This window comes from Pseudoalteromonas fuliginea (assembly GCF_000690055.1).
Classification (GTDB): domain Bacteria; phylum Pseudomonadota; class Gammaproteobacteria; order Enterobacterales; family Alteromonadaceae; genus Pseudoalteromonas; species Pseudoalteromonas fuliginea.
Genome location: NZ_JJNZ01000076.1, coordinates 1 through 19,936, shown reverse-complemented (window position 1 = coordinate 19,936; position 19,936 = coordinate 1). Strand labels below are relative to the sequence as shown.

Annotated in this window: 17 protein-coding genes; 12 read left to right on the top strand and 5 right to left on the bottom strand. The window is 39.1% G+C overall.

From position 1 onward, the window contains the following. Positions 1-51: 51 nt before the first annotated feature. Complete coding sequence (locus tag DC53_RS02395) at positions 52-390, top strand: P-II family nitrogen regulator (protein ID WP_008135742.1); 339 nt, start codon at positions 52-54, stop codon at positions 388-390. 464 nt (positions 391-854) lie between these two features. Here DC53_RS02395 and DC53_RS02400 read toward each other — a convergent pair whose 3' ends face one another. After that, complete coding sequence (locus tag DC53_RS02400; RefSeq protein ID WP_007378367.1) at positions 855-1,619, bottom strand: outer membrane protein assembly factor BamD; 765 nt, start codon at positions 1,617-1,619, stop codon at positions 855-857. A gap of 141 nt (positions 1,620-1,760) precedes the next feature. On the opposite strand from DC53_RS02400, the gene rluD reads away from it, so the two are divergent. From rluD to clpB, 3 genes are all read left to right on the top strand, one after another. Continuing rightward, positions 1,761-2,738, top strand: coding sequence for a 23S rRNA pseudouridine(1911/1915/1917) synthase RluD (gene rluD / locus DC53_RS02405; protein ID WP_007378366.1), 978 nt, complete (start codon positions 1,761-1,763; stop codon positions 2,736-2,738). Then, positions 2,738-3,469, top strand: coding sequence for a peptidoglycan editing factor PgeF (gene pgeF, locus DC53_RS02410; RefSeq protein WP_033031739.1), 732 nt, complete (start codon positions 2,738-2,740; stop codon positions 3,467-3,469). Before rluD ends, pgeF begins: the two co-directional genes overlap by 1 nt. 98 nt (positions 3,470-3,567) lie before the next feature. Next, on the top strand, positions 3,568-6,144 hold the full coding sequence (clpB, locus tag DC53_RS02415) for an ATP-dependent chaperone ClpB (RefSeq protein WP_033031737.1): 2,577 nt from the start codon (positions 3,568-3,570) through the stop codon (positions 6,142-6,144). A 108-nt stretch (positions 6,145-6,252) separates the two neighbouring features. On the opposite strand, the gene DC53_RS02420 is transcribed toward clpB, so the two are convergent. After that, positions 6,253-7,800, bottom strand: coding sequence for a methyl-accepting chemotaxis protein (locus tag DC53_RS02420; RefSeq protein WP_033031734.1), 1,548 nt, complete (start codon positions 7,798-7,800; stop codon positions 6,253-6,255). Positions 7,801-8,322: 522 nt separating this feature from the next. On the opposite strand from DC53_RS02420, the gene gshA reads away from it, so the two are divergent. Continuing rightward, positions 8,323-9,900 carry a glutamate--cysteine ligase gene (gshA, locus tag DC53_RS02425; protein WP_033031732.1) on the top strand — a complete coding sequence of 526 codons (1,578 nt, stop codon included), beginning with the start codon at positions 8,323-8,325 and terminating at the stop codon, positions 9,898-9,900. A 143-nt stretch (positions 9,901-10,043) separates the two neighbouring features. Next, positions 10,044-10,652, top strand: coding sequence for a transglycosylase SLT domain-containing protein (locus DC53_RS02430; protein ID WP_007378361.1), 609 nt, complete (start codon positions 10,044-10,046; stop codon positions 10,650-10,652). 144 nt (positions 10,653-10,796) lie between these two features. On the opposite strand, the gene DC53_RS02435 is transcribed toward DC53_RS02430, so the two are convergent. Then, positions 10,797-12,065 carry an HlyC/CorC family transporter gene (locus DC53_RS02435; RefSeq protein WP_008135726.1) on the bottom strand — a complete coding sequence of 423 codons (1,269 nt, stop codon included), beginning with the start codon at positions 12,063-12,065 and terminating at the stop codon, positions 10,797-10,799. A gap of 61 nt (positions 12,066-12,126) precedes the next feature. After that, positions 12,127-12,933, bottom strand: a complete 807-nt coding sequence (locus tag DC53_RS02440; protein ID WP_007378359.1) for a cytochrome C assembly family protein — start codon at positions 12,931-12,933, stop codon at positions 12,127-12,129. 250 nt (positions 12,934-13,183) lie between these two features. Here DC53_RS02440 and ffh point away from each other — a divergent pair, with 250 nt between their 5' ends. From ffh to tyrA, 6 genes are all read left to right on the top strand, one after another. Beyond that, positions 13,184-14,560 (top strand): signal recognition particle protein, encoded by a 1,377-nt coding sequence (ffh, locus tag DC53_RS02445; protein ID WP_007378358.1) that lies wholly within the window; start codon positions 13,184-13,186, stop codon positions 14,558-14,560. Positions 14,561-14,819: 259 nt separating this feature from the next. Further along, a complete protein-coding gene (gene rpsP / locus DC53_RS02450; protein WP_002962192.1) occupies positions 14,820-15,068 on the top strand; it encodes a 30S ribosomal protein S16 in 249 nt (82 codons plus the stop codon). Positions 15,069-15,085: 17 nt separating this feature from the next. Further along, on the top strand, positions 15,086-15,622 hold the full coding sequence (rimM, locus tag DC53_RS02455) for a ribosome maturation factor RimM (protein WP_008135722.1): 537 nt from the start codon (positions 15,086-15,088) through the stop codon (positions 15,620-15,622). Continuing rightward, positions 15,622-16,389 (top strand): tRNA (guanosine(37)-N1)-methyltransferase TrmD, encoded by a 768-nt coding sequence (trmD, locus tag DC53_RS02460; protein WP_008135721.1) that lies wholly within the window; start codon positions 15,622-15,624, stop codon positions 16,387-16,389. The genes rimM and trmD overlap by 1 nt, the downstream gene beginning before the upstream one ends. A 33-nt stretch (positions 16,390-16,422) precedes the next feature. Next, positions 16,423-16,782: a 50S ribosomal protein L19 gene (gene rplS / locus DC53_RS02465; protein WP_007581406.1), complete on the top strand. Its 360-nt coding sequence runs from the start codon at positions 16,423-16,425 to the stop codon at positions 16,780-16,782. 263 nt (positions 16,783-17,045) lie between these two features. Beyond that, positions 17,046-18,179, top strand: a complete 1,134-nt coding sequence (gene tyrA / locus DC53_RS02470; RefSeq protein WP_033031744.1) for a bifunctional chorismate mutase/prephenate dehydrogenase — start codon at positions 17,046-17,048, stop codon at positions 18,177-18,179. Positions 18,180-18,318: 139 nt separating this feature from the next. Here tyrA and DC53_RS02475 read toward each other — a convergent pair whose 3' ends face one another. Continuing rightward, the gene (locus DC53_RS02475) at positions 18,319-19,479 is read right to left on the bottom strand and encodes a chorismate mutase (RefSeq protein ID WP_007378353.1); all 1,161 of its coding nucleotides are present in this window, start codon (positions 19,477-19,479) and stop codon (positions 18,319-18,321) included. Between the last annotated feature and the right edge of the window lie 457 nt (positions 19,480-19,936).

The window sequence follows — 19,936 nt, the reverse complement described above, 5'->3', positions numbered from 1 at the left end:
TAAAAATGGGGGGATTACCGAAGCATCTGAAGCTTTAAAAAAGTAGTTAACATGAAAAAAATAGAAGCAATTATTAAGCCTTTTAAACTTGATGATGTACGTGAAGCATTGTCTGAAGTAGGTATCAATGGAATGACCGTAAGTGAAGTTAAAGGTTTTGGTCGCCAAAAAGGGCACACTGAGCTGTATCGTGGTGCGGAGTATATGGTTGATTTTTTGCCAAAAGTAAAATTAGACATCGTACTTGGTGATGATGATGTTGAACGTGCTATAGAAGTTATCGTTAAAACAGCGCAAACAGGAAAAATAGGTGACGGTAAAATATTTGTCACTGATGTTGAGCGTGTCGTACGGATCCGAACAGCAGAAGAAGATGAAGACGCGATTTAACGTTTTAATTAATACAGGGCCTGTTTATACCAACCTGCATAAATATTTGATCAATTTAACGAATTAAATTGCACTATAACGTCGTTAAAAATTTTTATTTACGACTGCATGGATGCAGGAGGTAGAGCAATGCAGGGAGCAATTGCCGAGAACAACTAGATACAAAAATTTTTGCCTTGTTCTAGCGTAATTTTCTTAACGTTAAATAGACCCCATATATAAGCAGATTGGTATTACCTTTCAGGTTTAAAATTTGTTCTATTTAGGGGGTTTAATCGCGGCGCGAGGTTTGTAACTTAGTGGGCTTGGTAACTGCCCCTGTTTGATGCTATTGGCTTACATCCGTGAGAAAACAAGTCAAAATTGAGCAAAGATCCCGTGTCCTGCACACACCCCTAATAAAAAACCCCAGCTAATTACTTAGCAGGGGTTTGTGTATAAGAGGCAGCTTACAAGCGCTTTTTCTATTTGGTTCTATTATTCAGTTTTCGCGTTTGCTTTGCATGTTTGCTAAGTTCAGTTAACCCTAGTTTGTCGTAACTTTTTTCCATCATTTCAAGTGCAGGGTCTAAATAGCTGCTTTGTGAATAATGCTCAACAACAAATTTACCACGATTAGCTGCTGCTAAATAAGCTTCACGTTCGTAATAGTAAGTCGCTACTTTTAATTCGTAACGTGCCATGCGGTTTAACAGCCACACCAAACGACGTTTAGCTTCTGGTGCATAATCACTATCTGGAAAACGTTTAACCAATGTTGATAAATCGGTAAATGCAACACGTGTTCGGTTTGCATCACGGTCAGCTCTATCTACACCAAAGTATTCTTGAAATGCATTTTTGTCTGCTTTGATGTTTACCAAACCACGCATGTAATACATGTAATCTAAATCTTTATGATTTGGGTTGAGGCGTATAAAGCGATCGACTGTTGCTAATGCTTGCTCTGTATTACCCGATTGATAATGCGCATACACTAAATCCATTTGTACTTGCTTAGAAAACGGGCCAAATGGATAACGAGAATCTATTGCACTTAGAAGCTCAATTGCACGTGCATATAAACCAGAATCTAGTGTTTCTTTTGCATCTTCATACAAAGCTTGTGCTGATCTGTTTGGTACACGTTGAATATCTTCTTGGTCAGGCGCAGACGAACAAGCGCCTAAACTAAGTACAGAAACTGAAAAAACAATGGCAAATGCACGTTTCCCTATTTTATTTATCATTTTATTTGTTACCTTCGATGTCTTCGGCTAGGCCAAGTCGGTAAAACCGAGTAAACTATACGTATTATATTATGCTTTTATTAAAAGCGATTCTAACCCAGTCGAGCAAAGCTTGCACTGGTAAATTGGGTAAAGTTACTAATGACAGAGCAAATTTCTCTTCAAGCCGAGGTTCCAACTGACTTAGGTGGTAAACGTCTAGACCAAGTATTAGCGCAATTGTTCCCTGATTATTCACGTTCACGTATAAAAACATGGATTTTGGATGATAAAATTACTGTTGATGGCGAAATATTAAACACACCACGTACTAAGTTATTAGGTGGTGAGCTTCTTAATGTTGAAACAACTATTGAAGCACCGCGAGAATACCTTGCACAAAACATCGATTTGAACATAGTTTATGAAGACGATCATATTTTGGTAATTAATAAACCAATGGGGCTTGTGGTTCACCCTGGGGCGGGTAATCCTGATGGCACAGTATTAAATGCGCTATTACATCACTACCCGGAAATTATCAATGTTCCGCGAGCTGGTATTGTGCACAGGTTAGATAAGGATACGACAGGATTAATGGTTGTAGCTAAAACTATCCCTGCACAAACGCATTTAGTGACAGCATTGCAAAAACGTGAAAACTTCACGCGTGAATATGAAGCGCTTTGTAATGGAACCATGACCGCTGGTGGCATGATTGAAAAGCCTATTGGTCGCCATGCGACACAGCGTACACACATGGCTGTTCATGAAATGGGCAAGCCTGCTATTACGCATTACCGTGTGGCTGAAAAGTTTCGCGCACATACACGCTTGCGTTTGCGCTTAGAAACCGGTCGTACACACCAAATTCGTGTTCATATGGCTTACTTAAATCACCCATTAATAGGTGATCAGTCTTATGGCGGCCGTCCGCGTCCACCAAAAGGTGCAACTCCTGAGTTATTTGAGTTACTTCGTAGTTTTAGACGCCAAGCTCTCCACGCGGTTAAATTAAGCATTGCTCATCCTATTACGGGTGAAATGATGACATGGCAAGCGCCTATACCTGATGATATGGTTGCTATGACGCTAGCACTACGCGAAGACACCAAAGCTAATCCTGATATAGATAGATAGTGAATTTATTATCAGCGACATGGCAAAACCTTCATAATGTAGGTACGTTAAGTACTACATGTGAAGGTGGTGTTTCTCAAGTCCCATTTAAAAGTTTAAACCTTGGACTTCATGTTGGTGATAATAAAGAGTACGTATTAAAAAATCGCGCATTGTTAAATACGCATATTCCAAAACCAGCGGTATGGCTAAATCAAGTTCACAGTAACAATGTTGTTATTGTTGATGAGCATTTTGACTTCACTGAGTTACATAATGCTGATGCTCTTTATACACAACTAATCGATCAACCACTTGCTATTATGACTGCTGATTGCCTTCCCATATTATTAAGTAGTAATGATGGCAATGAAGTTGCGGCCATTCACGGAGGGTGGCGAGGGTTAGAGCAGGGTATAATTAAAAGTACTCTTGATTGTTTTGATGCAAAGCATAAGGATATCAATGCATGGTTAGGTCCTGCTATTGGTCCAAATAAATTCGAAGTTGGCTCAGACGTTTTTGAGCTATTTCAAGCACAGTCATCTCTTTTTGTTGAAGCGTTTAAACTACAAACTAACCACAAATACCTTGCCGATATTTATAATATTGCTCGTATATTACTAAATCAATCAGGTATAAAAAAAATTACAGGGGGAGAGTACTGCACTGTTTCTCGCAAAGACCTGTTTTTTTCTTATCGTCGTGATGGCCAAACTGGACGCATGGCAAGTTTGATCTGGCGCAAGTAATTTATCATTGTTGTGATTATATTTTCTGCTACACCTTGAACAAACGCCTAAACATACCCATTAATTAAGCAATTAGATTATTTGATAGGTAAACCCTTATGCGTTTAGATCGATTTACAAGTAAATTTCAATCTGCGCTTTCTGATGCGCAATCGCTGGCACTTGGCCGCGATCATCAATTTATTGAACCTGTACACTTAATGTACTCATTGCTTCAGCAAAGCGGATCAAGTGTTCGAGCGCTATTTGCCCAAATAGGTATAAGTGCAGACGAACTCAATACCAAGCTCTCCCAAGAAATAGAAAAGCTATTTAAAGTAGAAGGGGTCGGCGGTGATGTTCAACTGTCCAATAATATGGTGTCGCTTATCAACTTATGCGATAAATATGCGCAAAAGCGTAAAGATAAATACATCTCTAGTGAATTATTTGTACTTGTTGCATGTGATGATAAAGGCCCGCTTGGGACTATTTTTAAAGCGTTAAATATAACCGCCAGCAAAGTTGAGAGTGCGATTAAGGCGATTCGTGGAGGTCAAAAAGTTGATGATCCAAATGCAGAAGAAACACGCCAAGCATTAGAAAAGTTCACCATTGATTTAACTGAACGCGCTGAGCAGGGTAAGCTTGACCCTGTTATAGGCCGTGATGATGAGATTCGCCGTACGATTCAGGTTCTGCAGCGCAGGACTAAAAACAATCCTGTACTAATAGGTGAACCTGGCGTTGGTAAAACAGCAATCGCTGAGGGCTTAGCGCAGCGTATTATTAATGGTGAAGTACCTGAAGGATTAAAAAATAAACGCGTACTATCACTTGATTTAGGCGCGTTAGTTGCGGGTGCTAAATACCGTGGCGAATTTGAAGAACGTTTAAAATCAGTATTAAATGAATTGGCTAAAGAAGAAGGCCAAGTCATTTTATTTATTGATGAAATACATACTATTGTGGGTGCGGGCAAAAGTGACGGCGCCATGGATGCGGGCAATATGCTAAAACCAGCATTAGCGCGCGGTGAATTACATTGTGTTGGCGCAACCACGCTTGATGAATACCGTAAATACATAGAGAAAGACGCAGCGCTTGAACGTCGCTTCCAAAAAGTACTCATTGAAGAGCCTTCAGTCGAGGATACCATTGCTATATTACGCGGCTTGAAAGAGCGATATGAGTTACATCATTCAGTAGAAATTACAGATCCCGCTATTGTTGCAGCAGCGCAGTTATCTCACCGCTATATTAGTGATCGTCAATTACCAGATAAAGCGATTGATTTAATAGATGAAGCGGGTTCTTCAATTCGTTTGCAAATTGATTCAAAACCAGAGTCATTAGATAAACTCGAACGTCGTATTATCCAACTAAAGTTAGAAGATAATGCACTAGCGAAAGAAAAAGACGAAGCAAGCCAAAAACGCCGAGCTGAAATGCAAGAGTTGATCACCGACCTTGATGGGCAATATCGTGAGCTAGACGAGATATGGAATGCTGAAAAAGCATCACTTCAAGGCACGCAAGTAATTAAAGCTGAGCTTGAACAAGCAAGATTAGATTTAGATGTAGCGCGAAGAGCGAGTGATTTACAGCGTATGTCAGAGCTGCAATACGGGCGAATTCCAGAGCTTGAACGAAAGCTTGATTTAGCCTCACAAGCCGAAATGCAAGAAATGACTCTGCTTAAAAACCAAGTGGGAGAGGATGAAATAGCAGAAATACTCTCTCGCTGGACCGGTATACCGGTATCGAGAATGCTACAAGGTGAGCGTGAAAAGCTACTGCAAATGGAAGATAAGTTACACAGTAAGGTAATAGGCCAAGATGAAGCTGTTGTTGCTGTTTCTAACGCAATACGCCGCTCTCGTGCCGGACTTGCTGATCCTAACCGCCCGATTGGCTCGTTTTTATTTTTAGGCCCAACGGGGGTTGGTAAAACAGAGCTAACTAAAGCACTGGCTGGTTTTATGTTTGATACCGAAGATGCCATGGTGCGTATCGATATGTCTGAATTTATGGAAAAACATTCAGTTGCACGGTTAGTTGGAGCTCCTCCAGGTTACGTGGGTTATGAAGAAGGGGGGTACTTAACTGAAGCAGTGCGTCGTAAACCTTATTCGGTAATACTGCTTGATGAAATCGAAAAAGCACACCCTGATGTATTTAATATCTTACTGCAAGTATTAGATGATGGTCGTCTAACCGACGGACAAGGTAGAACCGTTGATTTTAAAAATACCGTTATTATTATGACTTCAAACCTAGGCTCAGATATTATTCAAGAGCAGGCTGGAAATAATGATTACACAACACTTAAAGCTAAAGTGATGGATGTATTAATAAATGAATTTAGACCTGAATTTATAAACCGTATAGACGAGACGGTGGTATTTCATCCATTAGCTAACGAACATATCAAAGAGATTGCTGATATTCAGTTAATGAAATTACGTGAGCGTTTAACTGAAATGGGTTACTTACTGGAAATAACGGACACTGCGCTTGAACGCATTGCAGCAAGTGGTTTTGATCCCGTTTATGGCGCGCGTCCACTTAAACGTGCGATTCAACAAACCATTGAAAATCCACTCGCGCAAAAGTTACTCAGTGGTGATTATCTACCTGGCAGTGTTATCATTATTGATGCAACCGATGAAGGTCTAGTATTTACAAATCGCTAATCAATAGAAGTTAAATATATAAAGCCGCTACCTAAAGTGACACCCAATAGTTGGACATTCCAATTATTGTGGGCCACTTCAATCAGCGGCTTTTTTATAGGTGCTAATTTAAACTTTAAACGTCAGTAAAAGGTCATTTACTTTACGAGAACCTTCAACCAACTCTGCTGCACCTTTTGCGACATTAAAACTTAAATTGAGATTTTCGTCACCAAACCCCTTAATCTGCGATACATTATTACCAATATCATTACTAACTACCTGTTGCTCTTCTGCTGCAGTCGATATTTGAATTGCTAGTTGAGAAATCTCACTTATTTGAACAAAAATACCATCAAGTTCGATCTGAGTTTTAGCGGTTGTATCTACGCAAGTATCGGCTTGAGTTTTAGTGCTCTGCATTACTTTAGACCAGCTAAATAAGGTATCTTGTATTTCTTTAATTGAGCTATGGATTTGTGTTGTTGCATTTTGAGTCCTTGACGACAGGGTTCTTACTTCATCTGCTACAACGGCAAAGCCTCGACCATGTTCGCCTGCCCTTGCTGCTTCTATTGCTGCATTTAATGCCAGTAAGTTTGTTTGATCCGCAATCCCTTCAATTTCACTCATCACTTGACCTATTTTATCAGCCTCAGAAGCTAAGCTGCTTGCGGTTGTCGCGGCTTGTTCCACCTGTGTTGCTAAATCAGACACCATGATACTGTTTTCGGCAATATGATTTTTAATATCAGAGCAGCTTTGGTGAGTGAGGTTTACTTTATCTGCTGTTTCTGTGGTGCTATTTGATATTTCACCAATTGTTGAGCTCATTTGTGCCATAGCTGATGCTATTTGTTCTAAACGCTCACCTTGTGCCGCAATACCTTTTTCAGTCATCGCGGATTGTTTATCTAAGTCGGTCGCAATGTTATTAAAGCTTAATGTTGAATCTTTCATACGACCCAATACAGTACGTAATTTTGCACTGATCATTTGTTCTCTGTAATCACTTATACTATGCGGGTTATAGCCGCTATAAATATAACGAGATACCGAATCAGACTTAGCTTTTTGATCACGTAATATTTTAGGTGTCACAATTAGCTCTTCATAATTAAGAGCAATAACTAAACAGCAAATAAATAAGTTTATTAAGGCAATGCTTAGCGAACCAAATAGAGCAATATAAATTAGCCATAGTAATACGCATACAAAGCTGATGCTTTGTCTTATTGTTGTTTGTTCTTTGAGGCTAAATAGTGACTTACCCGCATTTATTTTATTATATAAGTCTTGTGCTTGTTGTTTTAGTTGTTGGCTTGGTTTTGTTCTTACAGATTGATAGCCTATAAGCTGACCATGTTCAAAAATAGGCGTTACAAATGCATCAACCCAATAGTAGCGGCCATCTTTACAGCGATTTTTTACCATACCTCGCCAAGAATGGCCTTGTTTTAAGATCTCCCACATTTCTTTAAATGCTGCTTTAGGCATATCAGGATGACGTACTATATTATGATTTTTTCCTATGAGTTCTTCTGAGGTGTATCCAGCGATGATACAAAATTCTTGATTAGCATAAGTTATTACTCCCCTTAGGTCAGTCGTAGAAACAAGTTCTTGTGACTCATCAAAATGGACTTCTTCATTTTTTAAGCTTTTATTATTGCGCATTGTATTTTTTATCATCCTTTATCGTTGGCGTCATTATATTGCTTGTTAACTACAAAGCAAAAAAACAAAGTATTTCTTTAGTACTTATAATTTAAATTTCATATTTTTATGATCTACATCAAGTAATTGAATTGTTAAGCTGATTATTGAAAGTTAGGTGAGCCAATGTCGTGTAAGTGCCGGTCTATTTATTGATGAAATTTAATCTTTACTCTGAACGCAGATTAAAATGAATCGACTGCAAGTTGATTCAACACCGTAAGTACTGCAATGAGAGATTTTGAGTCGCGTGAGTCTTCCGTTTTTTAGGTTAAATACCCATGCAAAAAAATTGTATAATACTAAGAGCGGTGGCAATATTAGGGTTTACTGTATGATGCCTGCCATATCAAACGCATATCCAAATTGGATAAATGATAATTAATTTTGAGAAATTGTTTTGTTCTTAGCAATTTAATCTTGAGTCTAGGTAATTAGCCCCCATAACCCTATGATTAAGCCACATGGCCCGAGGAAGCATTTTTGACAACACATGATTTAACAAATACGCTAAACGCGTTATCAGCAAATGAGCATAAACACGCAGTTAAAGGCATTAAGCGTGGTATTGAGCGAGAGTCGTTAAGAATAAAAAACGATGGTGTTATATCAGCTCAAGGGCATCCTAAAGGGGTTGGAAGTGCATTAACTAATGGGCATATCACCACTGATTTTTCTGAGTCTTTGCTTGAGTTCATTACCCCTGTTAGCGAATCGTCTATACAGACACTTAAGCAATTAAAAGATTTGCAAAAATTCACTTTAGAAAAAATGGGCGATGAATTACTTTGGCCTATTAGCATGCCGTGCTTTATTGAACATCAAGATGATATTGTATTAGCACAATTTGGCAGCTCAAATACTGGTCAAATGAAAACATTATACCGTGAAGGGTTAAAAAATCGTTACGGTAGTATGATGCAAGCAATTGCAGGCGTACATTTTAATATTTCTTTTCCGGACACACTTTGGCAATCACTTCATTCACTAAAACAAAGTAACGCCAGTTTACAAGATTTTATCTCTGATGGTTATTTAGCACTGATCCGTAATTTTAAACGCGAGCTGTGGTTAATAAGTTATATGTTCGGTGCATCTCCGGCGCTATGTAATTCATTTTTACAAGGTCGCAAAACCGACTTGCCATTTAAAAAATTAGGGAAAGGTACACTTTATTTAGAAGTCGGTACTGCACTTCGTTTAGGTAATCTGGGGTATACAAATAGCGCACAGTCATCATTGCGCGTAATGTATAATTCACTAGATGAATATGTAGCGGGTTTGAAAAAAGCGATCAATACCCCATCTGAAATCTATAGCGATATTGACGATTATACGAGTGAAGATCCTAAGCAGCTTAATAAAAATATTTTGCAAATAGAAAATGAATTTTACTCACCAATTCGCCCTAAACGAAATGCTAAAAATGGTGAAACGCCGACAGACTCGCTGCTTAGAGCTGGCATTGAGTATGTAGAAATTCGCGCATTAGACGTTAACCCTTTTAGCGAAGTGGGTATTGATATAGAGCAAATTCACTTTTTAGATGTATTTTTAACATATTGTTTATTAAAAGATTCAGCTCCAATGGATTGGAAAGAACAAGCACGTAGTACTGAAAACCTCGACACAGTAGTAAATCAAGGTCGAGAAGAAGGACTAATGCTTAACTTTAATAACGAAGAACGAAGCCTGCAGTCGTGGGGGGGCGAAATATTTACCCAGCTAACGGATGTTGCTAAATGGATGGATAATGCTTACGGTGTTAATTATTACTCAGATACTATAAAGCGTATGGCAACGTGGATTGATAACCCCGCACTAACTTACTCGGGACGTTACGTTTCACAACTAAAAGAATCTGGTTTAGATAACGGGCACTTCGCATTAGCATTAGCTAATAAGTATAAAAAAAGTCATGCTGAAACTGACTATAGTGAGTTTTTAAAGCCTTGGCTGGAGCAACAAGTTATAGAGTCTAATGAGGCACAAGTGGCAATTGAGCAAGCGGATACGCAATCGTTCAAAGCATTCTTAGATGCATATTTTTCCAGTAAGTAAGTTTAATGCCCACTATTTTTAAACAAAAAAAACGCAGCCCAAGTTGGCTGCGTAAATACTTTTCAGGGATGAAACAATGCTGTACTGCTGCATTATAAAATCAGACCCACACTTTTTATAAAAGTTCAGTGAGATCTAAAAACATGAAAAAAAATGCACTAATGTTATCTCTAGCTATTACTCTTGCGGGGTGCGCTACAGCACCACCAAAGCAACCGAATGATATTTGTAAGATTTTTAAGGAAAAATCCGATTGGTATTTCGATGCAAGAGACGCTCAAGAAAAGTGGGGTTCACCTAAGCATGTATTAATGAGCATGATGTATCAAGAAAGCTCATTTAAACACGATGCAGCGCCACCAATGGAATACTTTTTGTGGATAATTCCAACTGGGCGTGCCAGTGACGCTTATGGTTATTCGCAAGCAAAGACTCCTACATGGGCAGATTATATTCGCGAAACAGGTAATAATGGTGCTGATAGAGATGACTTTGATGATGCAATAGATTTTATGGCATGGTTTGTTTATAAAACGCATAAAGTGAATGGTATTTCTAAATGGGATGCTTATGCGCAATATCTTAATTATCACGAAGGCTGGGGCGGATATAAGCGTGGTACTTATAAAAAGAAAAAATGGCTAATGGGCGTCGCAAATAAAGTTAAACACCGAGCTAGTCGCTATGGCGCGCAATTAAAGCGTTGTGAAGAAGAGCTTGATAAAGGATGGTTAGAGCGATTATTTAGCTAATTAATCTGAATTCTGGATAATAAATCTATCTCGAGTAGCTATTTTCAGCGTTAACTGCATTGAATTTACTGAAAATCCCCTAACCAGAGTTTAGGTTAATTATTTTCATTACTAAAAAAGGAGCCAATTTGGCTCCTTTTTACTTTAACGAGTTCGTTTATTGGGATGTATTTTTACCTGTTTAATCATGTTCTCTTTTACTTCAAGTACTTCAACAGGGTATCCCGCAATACGTAAACTAATATTTGCATCAGGAATATCTTCTAAATATTCAACAATTAAACCACTCAATGTTTTAGGACCGTCAAGTGGGAAATCCCAACCCATTTCTTTATTTAAATCGCGTACGTTAGCACCGCCATCCACAATACAAGAACCATCAGTTTGGGTTGTTACTTCTTCGCTCGGAGTGCGTGTTTGTGTTGTTGTAAAATCGCCAACCACTTCTTCTAAAATATCTTCAAGGGTTACTAGGCCTTGAATATCACCGTACTCATCAACGACGAGGCCAATACGTTCTTTAGATAATTGGAATTTTAAAAGTTGAGTATTAAGGGACGTACCTTCAGGAATAAAGTAAATTTCACGTACAGCACGTAGCAGCGAAGGTTTATCAAACTGCTCTTTTGTAAGAAGCCTAAGCGCATCGCGTGAGTGAATAAAACCGACGGCATCATCTATGTTATCTCTGTATAACAACACACGGGTATGTTGTGCATGAGTTAACTGGCGGCTAATTAGTTTCCAATCATCATTTATATCTATCGCCACAATTTCGTTACGTGGGATCATGATATCTTCAACTGTTACTTGTTCTAAGTCTAAAATTGAGGTGAGCATGCTTTGGTGGCGTGCAGGAATAAGTGCGCCTGACTCATTGAGTACGGTTTTTAATTCTTCTTTACTCATACTGTGTTCGTCTATTTGAGCGGCGCTAATACCAAATAATCGCAGTATTCCGTTGGTCATCCAGTTAATAACAACGACAAAAGGGAATAGAATTTTTAGTAACCCTTTAAGTATTATTGAGCTTGGAAAGGCCACTTTTTCAGGATAGAGGGCAGCAAGGGTTTTCGGAGTTACTTCGGCAAATATAAGCACGACTAAAGTTAACACACCCGTTGCTATAGCAATACCAAGGTCACCGTAAAGGCGAATGCCTATAATTGTAGCCACTTGGGCTGCTGCTATATTAACAAGATTGTTACCGATTAAGATTAAACCGATGAGCCTATCTGGACGGCTAAGTAATTTACTGACTCGTTTAGCTGCACGATGATCCTCTTTAGCGAGGTGTCGCAAGCGTATACGATTGATTGACATAATTCCGGTTTCTGAGCCGGAAAAGTAAGCAGAAAAAAGCACCAAAAAACCTAAAATGATAAATAGGGTACTTGTCGATATGTCGTCCAACGATGGATCCTTTTCTTATAAATCAATGCGTATTAAGCTAGAGTGAGCAAGCAGAGTCAAGTTAAAACTTATTTAGTATTACTTCTTGTATGAAACGGCTGCCAAAATAAGCAAGTGTGAGGATAAATGCAGCAATCATAATTGTAATAACGACCGGTTTTCCTCGCCAACCTTTTTTCATATGACCTAATGCAACAACAGCAAAAATTACCCACGCGATTAACGACAGTATCGTTTTATGGATAAACTCTTTAGCAAACATTCCATCAAGAAATAAAAACCCTGACAGCAATGCAAAAGTAAGAAGGATTGTCCCTAAGTTTAAAAGTTGGTAGAGCTGGCGCTCAACAACCATCAGAGGGGGTAAATGACTGTGTACAATTGCTAAATCTTTTCGTTTTAATCGCTTATCGATAAAGTAAAACTGTACGCCATATAGAGTAGCAATAATCAAAATACAGTATGCGAGTAAAGAAATAGAGATATGTGTCACTAAACCTATTTCAACATTTATACTTTGCAACAAAAGATGGTGCGGTATAAATAAACTAGCGATAGTTAGAAGTGCTGCGAAACCGTAAACAACCGGAAGTAATAGGGTCGCCGGAAACTTTAATGACACGGCTGTGACAGATACAACAATAACCCAACAGGTAAGTAAAGAGACATTAACGATACTTAAATCTTGACCATCGGATCGAAACACTGAATTCACTAACAGCAACATGTGCGCCAATATAGCAACCGTACTTAATATTACAGTTACTTTCTGGCTAGGGCCTTGTTGATGAAACAGTCGTGATAGCACGTGAGACGTTGCTAACACATAAAATAAACTGGCAATAATAGTTAAACTAATAATCAGCATTGTGCTTGGGCCACTTAATTTGAGTCAAAAAATCCTTGTTGTTATATTGGCATTGTATTTTATAGCAAAGCAAATGGATAGACCTTAAAAAAAGAAACTCAACTAGCGGCACTTGAACACTGTATTGTCCGGCACCATTTACGGTATACTGTTTTTAATTCAAATTTAATAATATCAATATCCTTAATTGGATGGCTAAATAAAAAAGCTGTGTAATTAGATTGATATAACGTCTTATCGGAACCGATACATGTTTGAGAACCTCCAAGAACGATTAGGTAAAACCTTAAAAAATATCAGTGGTCGTGGCCGCCTAACTGAAGACAACATTAAAGACACTCTTCGTGAAGTGCGTATGGCTTTTTTAGAAGCCGATGTGGCGTTGCCAGTTGTTCGTGACTTTGTAAAGCAAGTAAAGGAACGTGCAGTCGGTGTTGAAGTTACAAAAAGCTTAAGCCCAGGCCAAGTATTTGTAAAAATAGTACGCGAAGAGCTTGAAAAAGCGATGGGTGAAGCAAACGAAGAGCTAAGCTTAAACGCGCAACCGCCTGCGGTTGTAATGATGGCTGGTCTTCAAGGTGCAGGTAAAACAACCAGTGTCGCAAAGCTTGCAAAATTTTTAAAAGAGCGTAAGAAAAAATCTGTACTAGTAGTGAGTGCCGACGTATACCGTCCTGCGGCAATTAAGCAGTTAGAAACGCTTGCTGCTGAAGTTGATGTTGATTTTTTCCCAAGTGATATCTCGCAAAAACCTGTAGATATTGCAACAGCAGCTATTTCTCATGCAAAAAAGAAATTCATCGATGTAGTACTTGTTGATACCGCAGGGCGTTTACATGTCGATAGTGACATGATGGACGAAATTAAAGACCTTCATAAAGCAATCAACCCAATTGAAACATTATTTGTTGTTGATGCAATGACAGGTCAAGATGCGGCAAATACAGCTAAAGCATTTGACGAGGCATTACCACTTACCGGTGTTATATTAACAAAGACTGATGGTGATGCACGCGGTGGTGCGGCTTTATCTATTCGTCATATCACAGGTAAGCCTATTAAGTTTATGGGTGTTGGTGAGCGCACTGACGCACTTGAACCTTTTCATCCTGACCGTATAGCGTCACGTATCTTAGGCATGGGTGATGTACTTTCATTAATCGAAGAAGTCGAGATGAAAGTAGATAAAGAGCAAGCTGCCAGAGTTGCTGAAAAAGTATTTAAAGGCGCAGGCTTTACCCTTGATGATTTTGCGGATCAACTAAAGCAAATGAAAAATATGGGGGGCATGATGTCGATGCTCGATAAGCTCCCTGGTATGTCTAACTTACCAGATGCAGTTAAAGGTCAAATGGGTGATAAAACATTTATCCAAATGGAAGCTATTATTAGCTCGATGACTAAAAAAGAGCGTGCACGCCCAGAAATTATTAAAGGTTCGCGTAAAAAACGTATTGCAGCTGGCTCAGGTACACAGGTACAAGAAATTAATAAGTTGCTTAAGCAATTTACGCAAATGCAAAAAATGATGAAAAAAATGAAAGGCAAAGGCGGCATGACCAAAATGATGCGCGGTATGAAAGGCATGTTACCTCCTGGAATGATGGGCGGCGGCCCTAAATTTTAAATATTAGCCTTTAGCTATTTTTGAAAGAATAAATAAACGACAAAAAAGGAGCAAATAGCTCCTTTTTTATTGAATAAATTATGCGCGTAATACCTCATAAGCTCTCATTTTCAGTTGAGATCACGGTTTAACCTACTAAACTGCCTTTTTGCTGCACTTCTTACTTGCGTTATTGCCAAAAACTCGTACAATTCCCCAGCTCCCCATTCTGGGGAGTAAATCTTATTAATGAAAACAGTCAATCTTTATAGAGGACGGTATGGTAACTATTCGTTTGCAACGTGGTGGCGCTAAAAAACGCCCTTTCTATCAAATTGTGGTTGCGGATAGCCGTTTCTCGCGTGACGGTCGCTTCATCGAGAAAGTAGGCTTTTTTAACCCAATTGCTTCAGGTCAAGAAGAAAAAATTCGTTTAGATTTACCACGTGTTGAACACTGGGTAGGTCAGGGCGCATCTCTTTCAGATCGCGTAGCTAAGTTAGTAAAAGACGCTCGTAAAGCGGCTTAATAGGCGTAAGTGTAACCATGAGTCAAGAGAACACCTCATCAATAATTGTCGTAGGAAAGCTCGGTGCCCCATATGGTATAAAGGGCTGGCTTAAGGTACATTCATTTACTGATGATCCCATAGGGATCTTCGATTTCAGCCCGTGGTTGATAGGGCAGCAAGGTAAATGGCAGTCCTTAGAAGTGGTCGACTGGCGTCGCCACAACAAAGGCTTTATCGCTAAATTTGCGCAAATAAACGATCGAGACGAAGCAATGGCTTATACCCATGCAGAAATTTCGATGGATTCAGCGCAATTACCTGAACTCCCGCAAGGTGAGTTCTATTGGCGAGATCTCATTGGCATGTCGGTTGTAACTGATAAAGGTTATAGCTTAGGCATTGTTGATGACCTGATGGAGACAGGATCAAATGACGTACTAGTTGTGAAAGCAAATAGTAAAGATGCATTTGGTCAAGCTGAGCGTTTGATTCCTTTTTTAACTGATTCAGTTATTAAAGAAGTTAAATACGACGCAAGAGAAATTACCGTAGACTGGGATCCTGGGTTTTAATGACGCAAACTAGTTCATTATGGGTAGGGGTGATAAGCCTTTTTCCAGACATGTTTGACGCTATTACAGACCAAGGTGTTACCGGTCGCGCAGTAAAAAATGGCTTAATTGATTTTAACTGCTGGAATCCGCGAGACTACGCTTTAGATAAGCATAGAACCGTAGATGACCGTCCTTACGGGGGTGGACCGGGTATGTTAATGATGGTTGAACCATTAAAAAAAGCGATTGCCGAAGCTAAAAAAGCTGCTGGTGATGGTGCTAAAGTAATTTATATGTCCCCGCAAGGGCGCAAACTTGATCAGCAAGGCGCTAGCGAACTCGCTAACGCTAAAAAACTGATTTTGATTGCCGGTCGCTATGAAGGTATAGATGAGAGAATAATAGAATCATATGTTGACGAAGAATGGTCGATTGGTGATTTTATTTTGAGTGGAGGTGAACTACCTGCCATGACATTAATTGACGCAGTAGCGCGATTAGTGCCGGGTGTGTTAGGCCATAACCAGTCAGCGGAACAAGATTCATTTTCGGATGGCTTGTTAGATTGTCCACACTATACACGACCAGAAACATTGGACGACAAACAGGTTCCTGCTGTATTACTCAGTGGTAACCACCAAGAGATAGCAAAATGGCGGCTTATGCAGTCATTAGGCAGAACTTGGTTACGACGTCCTGACTTGTTGCATAACCTAGCTCTGACTGAGGAGCAAGCGGTATTACTCGCGAAATTTCAGCAAGAGTACCAAAAAGCTTGTGGCTAGAAGACAGTTACACCTAGGAAAGTGAGAAACATAATGGCAAAAGTAAACCAAAATATTATTAAAGCGCTTGAAGATGAGCAGCTTAAAACAGACGTACCTGCATTTGGCCCTGGTGATACAGTGGTTGTACAGGTAAAAGTAAAAGAAGGTGCTAAAGAGCGTCTACAGGCCTTTGAAGGTGTTGTAATCGCTAAGCGTAATCGTGGTCTTCACTCAGCATTCACAGTTCGTAAAATCTCGAACGGTGAAGGCGTTGAGCGTGTATTCCAAACGCACAGCCCTCTTATTGATAGCGTAACAGTTAAGCGTCGCGGTGCAGTTCGCCGTGCTAAGCTTTACTATCTACGTGAGCGTTCTGGTAAATCTGCACGTATTAGAGAAAAACTTAACTAATACGCGCTGTCTATCAACGCAAAAAAACGGGTTGCATCCTTCGGGTTGCAACCCGTTTTGGTTTTAGAATATTATTTTCTCAATTCTCAATTCTCAATTCTCAATTCTCCATTCTCAATTCTCAATTCTCAATTCTTCATTAGTAAAATTTCCGCTTTAGCCTTTTCTCAGTTACCTGATCCTGTTAGTATTTATCGTATTGATTAGTTTACTTTTATGTAAATTTATATTTACGTTATTTGTTTTTTTAAGGTGGGATGAACGTGGCTGACATAAGTGATTTAGCACAGCTAAGAGAGGGTATAGATGAATGCGACGCACAACTTGTTGCCTTACTTGCTAAACGTAACGGTATTACGCAAAAGATTGGTGAGATAAAACAACAAACAGGCGCGCCTTTACATGCACCTGAACGTGAAGCAGAGCTATTAGCAGCAAGACGACAAGAAGCGATCAATCAAAGTGTAAGCCCAGATCTCGTTGAAGATATACTAAGACGCATGATGCGAGAAGCCTATCAAAACCAACAAGCAAAACTTGCATGTGCTGCGCCAGAGCTTTCACCTATTGTTATTGTGGGCGGCCAAGGTGCCATGGGTCAGTTATTTGCTCAGCAGTTTATTCGATCAGGTTACAACGTTAAAATTTTAGATAAAGATCAGCAAAACGACGCGCAAGATATTTTAAAGGGTGCCAAGCTAGTAATGATCAGTGTGCCAATTAACGCATTGGGCGCTGTAGTAGCTAAGTTACCTAAACTAGATGATGATTGCTTACTCGTTGATATTACATCGGTAAAGCAATCACCTATTAAAGCACTAACAGCCGCGCACAGTGGCCCTGTAGTTGGTTTGCATCCTATGTTTGGCCCTGACATATCACACTGGGTAAAACAAACAGTCGTTGTATGTGAAGGGCGAGATCACCAAGCCGCAAAAGGATTATTAGAGCAATTACAGGTTTGGGGTTGTCAGCTTGTTGAGCTTGACGCAAAAAAACACGATGAAGCAATGCAAATTATTCAAGTAATGCGTCATTTAACAACCTTTGTCTACGGACAGTTTTTAGCAAAACAAAGCCATACACTTGAGGAACTACGCAGTTGTTCATCACCTATCTATCAACTTGAATTAATGATGGTAGGGCGTTTATTTGCTCAATCACCTGAGCTTTACTCTGATATTATGTTAGCGCAGTTTGATGATGTAGAGACTTTACTCGCGCAGTATCAAGATACCTTTGCTAACACATTAGAAAAATTAAAGGCGGGAGATAAAGCAGCACTTATTGATTCTTTTGCGCAGGCTAAAGTTTACTTTTCTGACTCGACAGAACACTTTTTAACGCAAAGCAGAAGCTTATTAAATAAAGCGAATGATTCAAAAGTGCTAGATTAATATTTGTTATACCGTTTGCTTAGATATGGGGGGGGGAATCCCTCAAATTGATTAAGTATTATTGCGGGTTGGTATTATACAGATTAGCACTGGTTAACTAAAAGGGCCTATATCGGCCCTTTTTGATTTATAAAATTGCTTATTGAGTATTCACGCTTACTGCCTGCAATGACTCGCTTTGGTAGCATCCTAAAATACGTACATATTGGGTGTGCTCTTTAAGTTCTTCTAGCGCTTCTTTTACTTGGCTATCCGCTAAATTTGCTTCTAAATCGACATAAAACACCTCTTCCCATGGGTTACCAGGCATTGGGCGAGACTCCAGTTTAACTAAATTAATCTTATGCTGTTTAAAAATCATTAACGCGTCAGCAAGCGACCCCGCTTGTTGTTTTGTAGACATGATCAAACTGGTCTTAGTTGGAATTTGATTCGAAACTTGCAGTGGTTTGCGAGCAACGACAATAAAGCGGCTATGGTTTTCACTTTGATTAGCAAGATTAGTTTTAATAACTTCTAACCCTACGTTTTTCCCTGCTTGCGCTGAACCAATTGCAGCACTCATTGGCGTATTTAGTGCCGACTGCAGCGCGCTTGACGTTGAGTCACAGGTCTCGTGTTGTAACTCACCTAAGCCTTGTAAAAAACGACTGCACTGCGCAAATGGTTGAGGGTGGGCGAATATTTTTGTTAATTGGCTTAGTTCTGTATTAGGTGTCGCTAATAAACAATGTTCAACGCTGTGTGTTACTTCACCAACAATAGATACTTGTGCGTGTTGGAGTAAATCAAACACCTCATTTATACTACCCGAACTGGTATTTTCAATAGGTAATAAACCAAAATCAGCTTGGCCGTTTTCTACTTTACCTGTTATTTCGTCAAACGATGTACAACCAATTTCAACTAATTTACCAGGGCGGCGGCTAAAGTATTTATGACATGCTAGCTGGCTATAAGAACCCTGACCACCTAAGTAAGTTACACGATGTGTTTCACTAAGGGCATCTGGATTAAGGTTTTTTTGTAGCATAGCTTGTTGGTGTAAAACAGAATCTTCCAAAATAGTTTGAAAAACATTATTTACGTAATAAGCATCTAAACCTAGTGATTTACCATAACCAATCAGTTTCTCTAAAAGTGCGAGTTCACGTGCTTCATCGCGAATTGGTTTATTATTAGCAATTTTGTATTCAACCACACCATGGCTAATGCGGCGGCGCTTGGCGAGCAACACAAGTAAATCTGAATCTATTTCATTTATGTCGTGTCTTAATGTATTTAATACATCATTGGTCATTTTGGTTTCCTCATTCCAAAAAACAAGCTGTTATTATGCAGCAGAAATAAAAAAGCCTCCCGGTTGGGAGGCTTTACTATTCGATTGATTTTATCTCACAAACAGGTCAGCCTCTTTTATATAAAGAAGCTAAAAAACGAAAAGGTAGTGTGAGAACAAATAATATTCATCATTACAATGTATGGAGAGTTACCATTAATGTCAACAGACAGTTATGCGAAATAATGAGTTAACTATAAATTTAATATTTATCGTTCTATTTTTTAGAGATAAACTATAAAAAATTTATAATTACGAAGCGGATCTGGTATATTTCGGCTACTGGTTAAAAATAATAACAATTACTAATAAGGTTGACCTGTGGTGGTAATCCCCCCGAAAAATAATAGATGCCAAACGTAGAATTTTCTCTTATTGTAAACACAGGAGAAAATTATGAAAAAAGCACATTTTACAG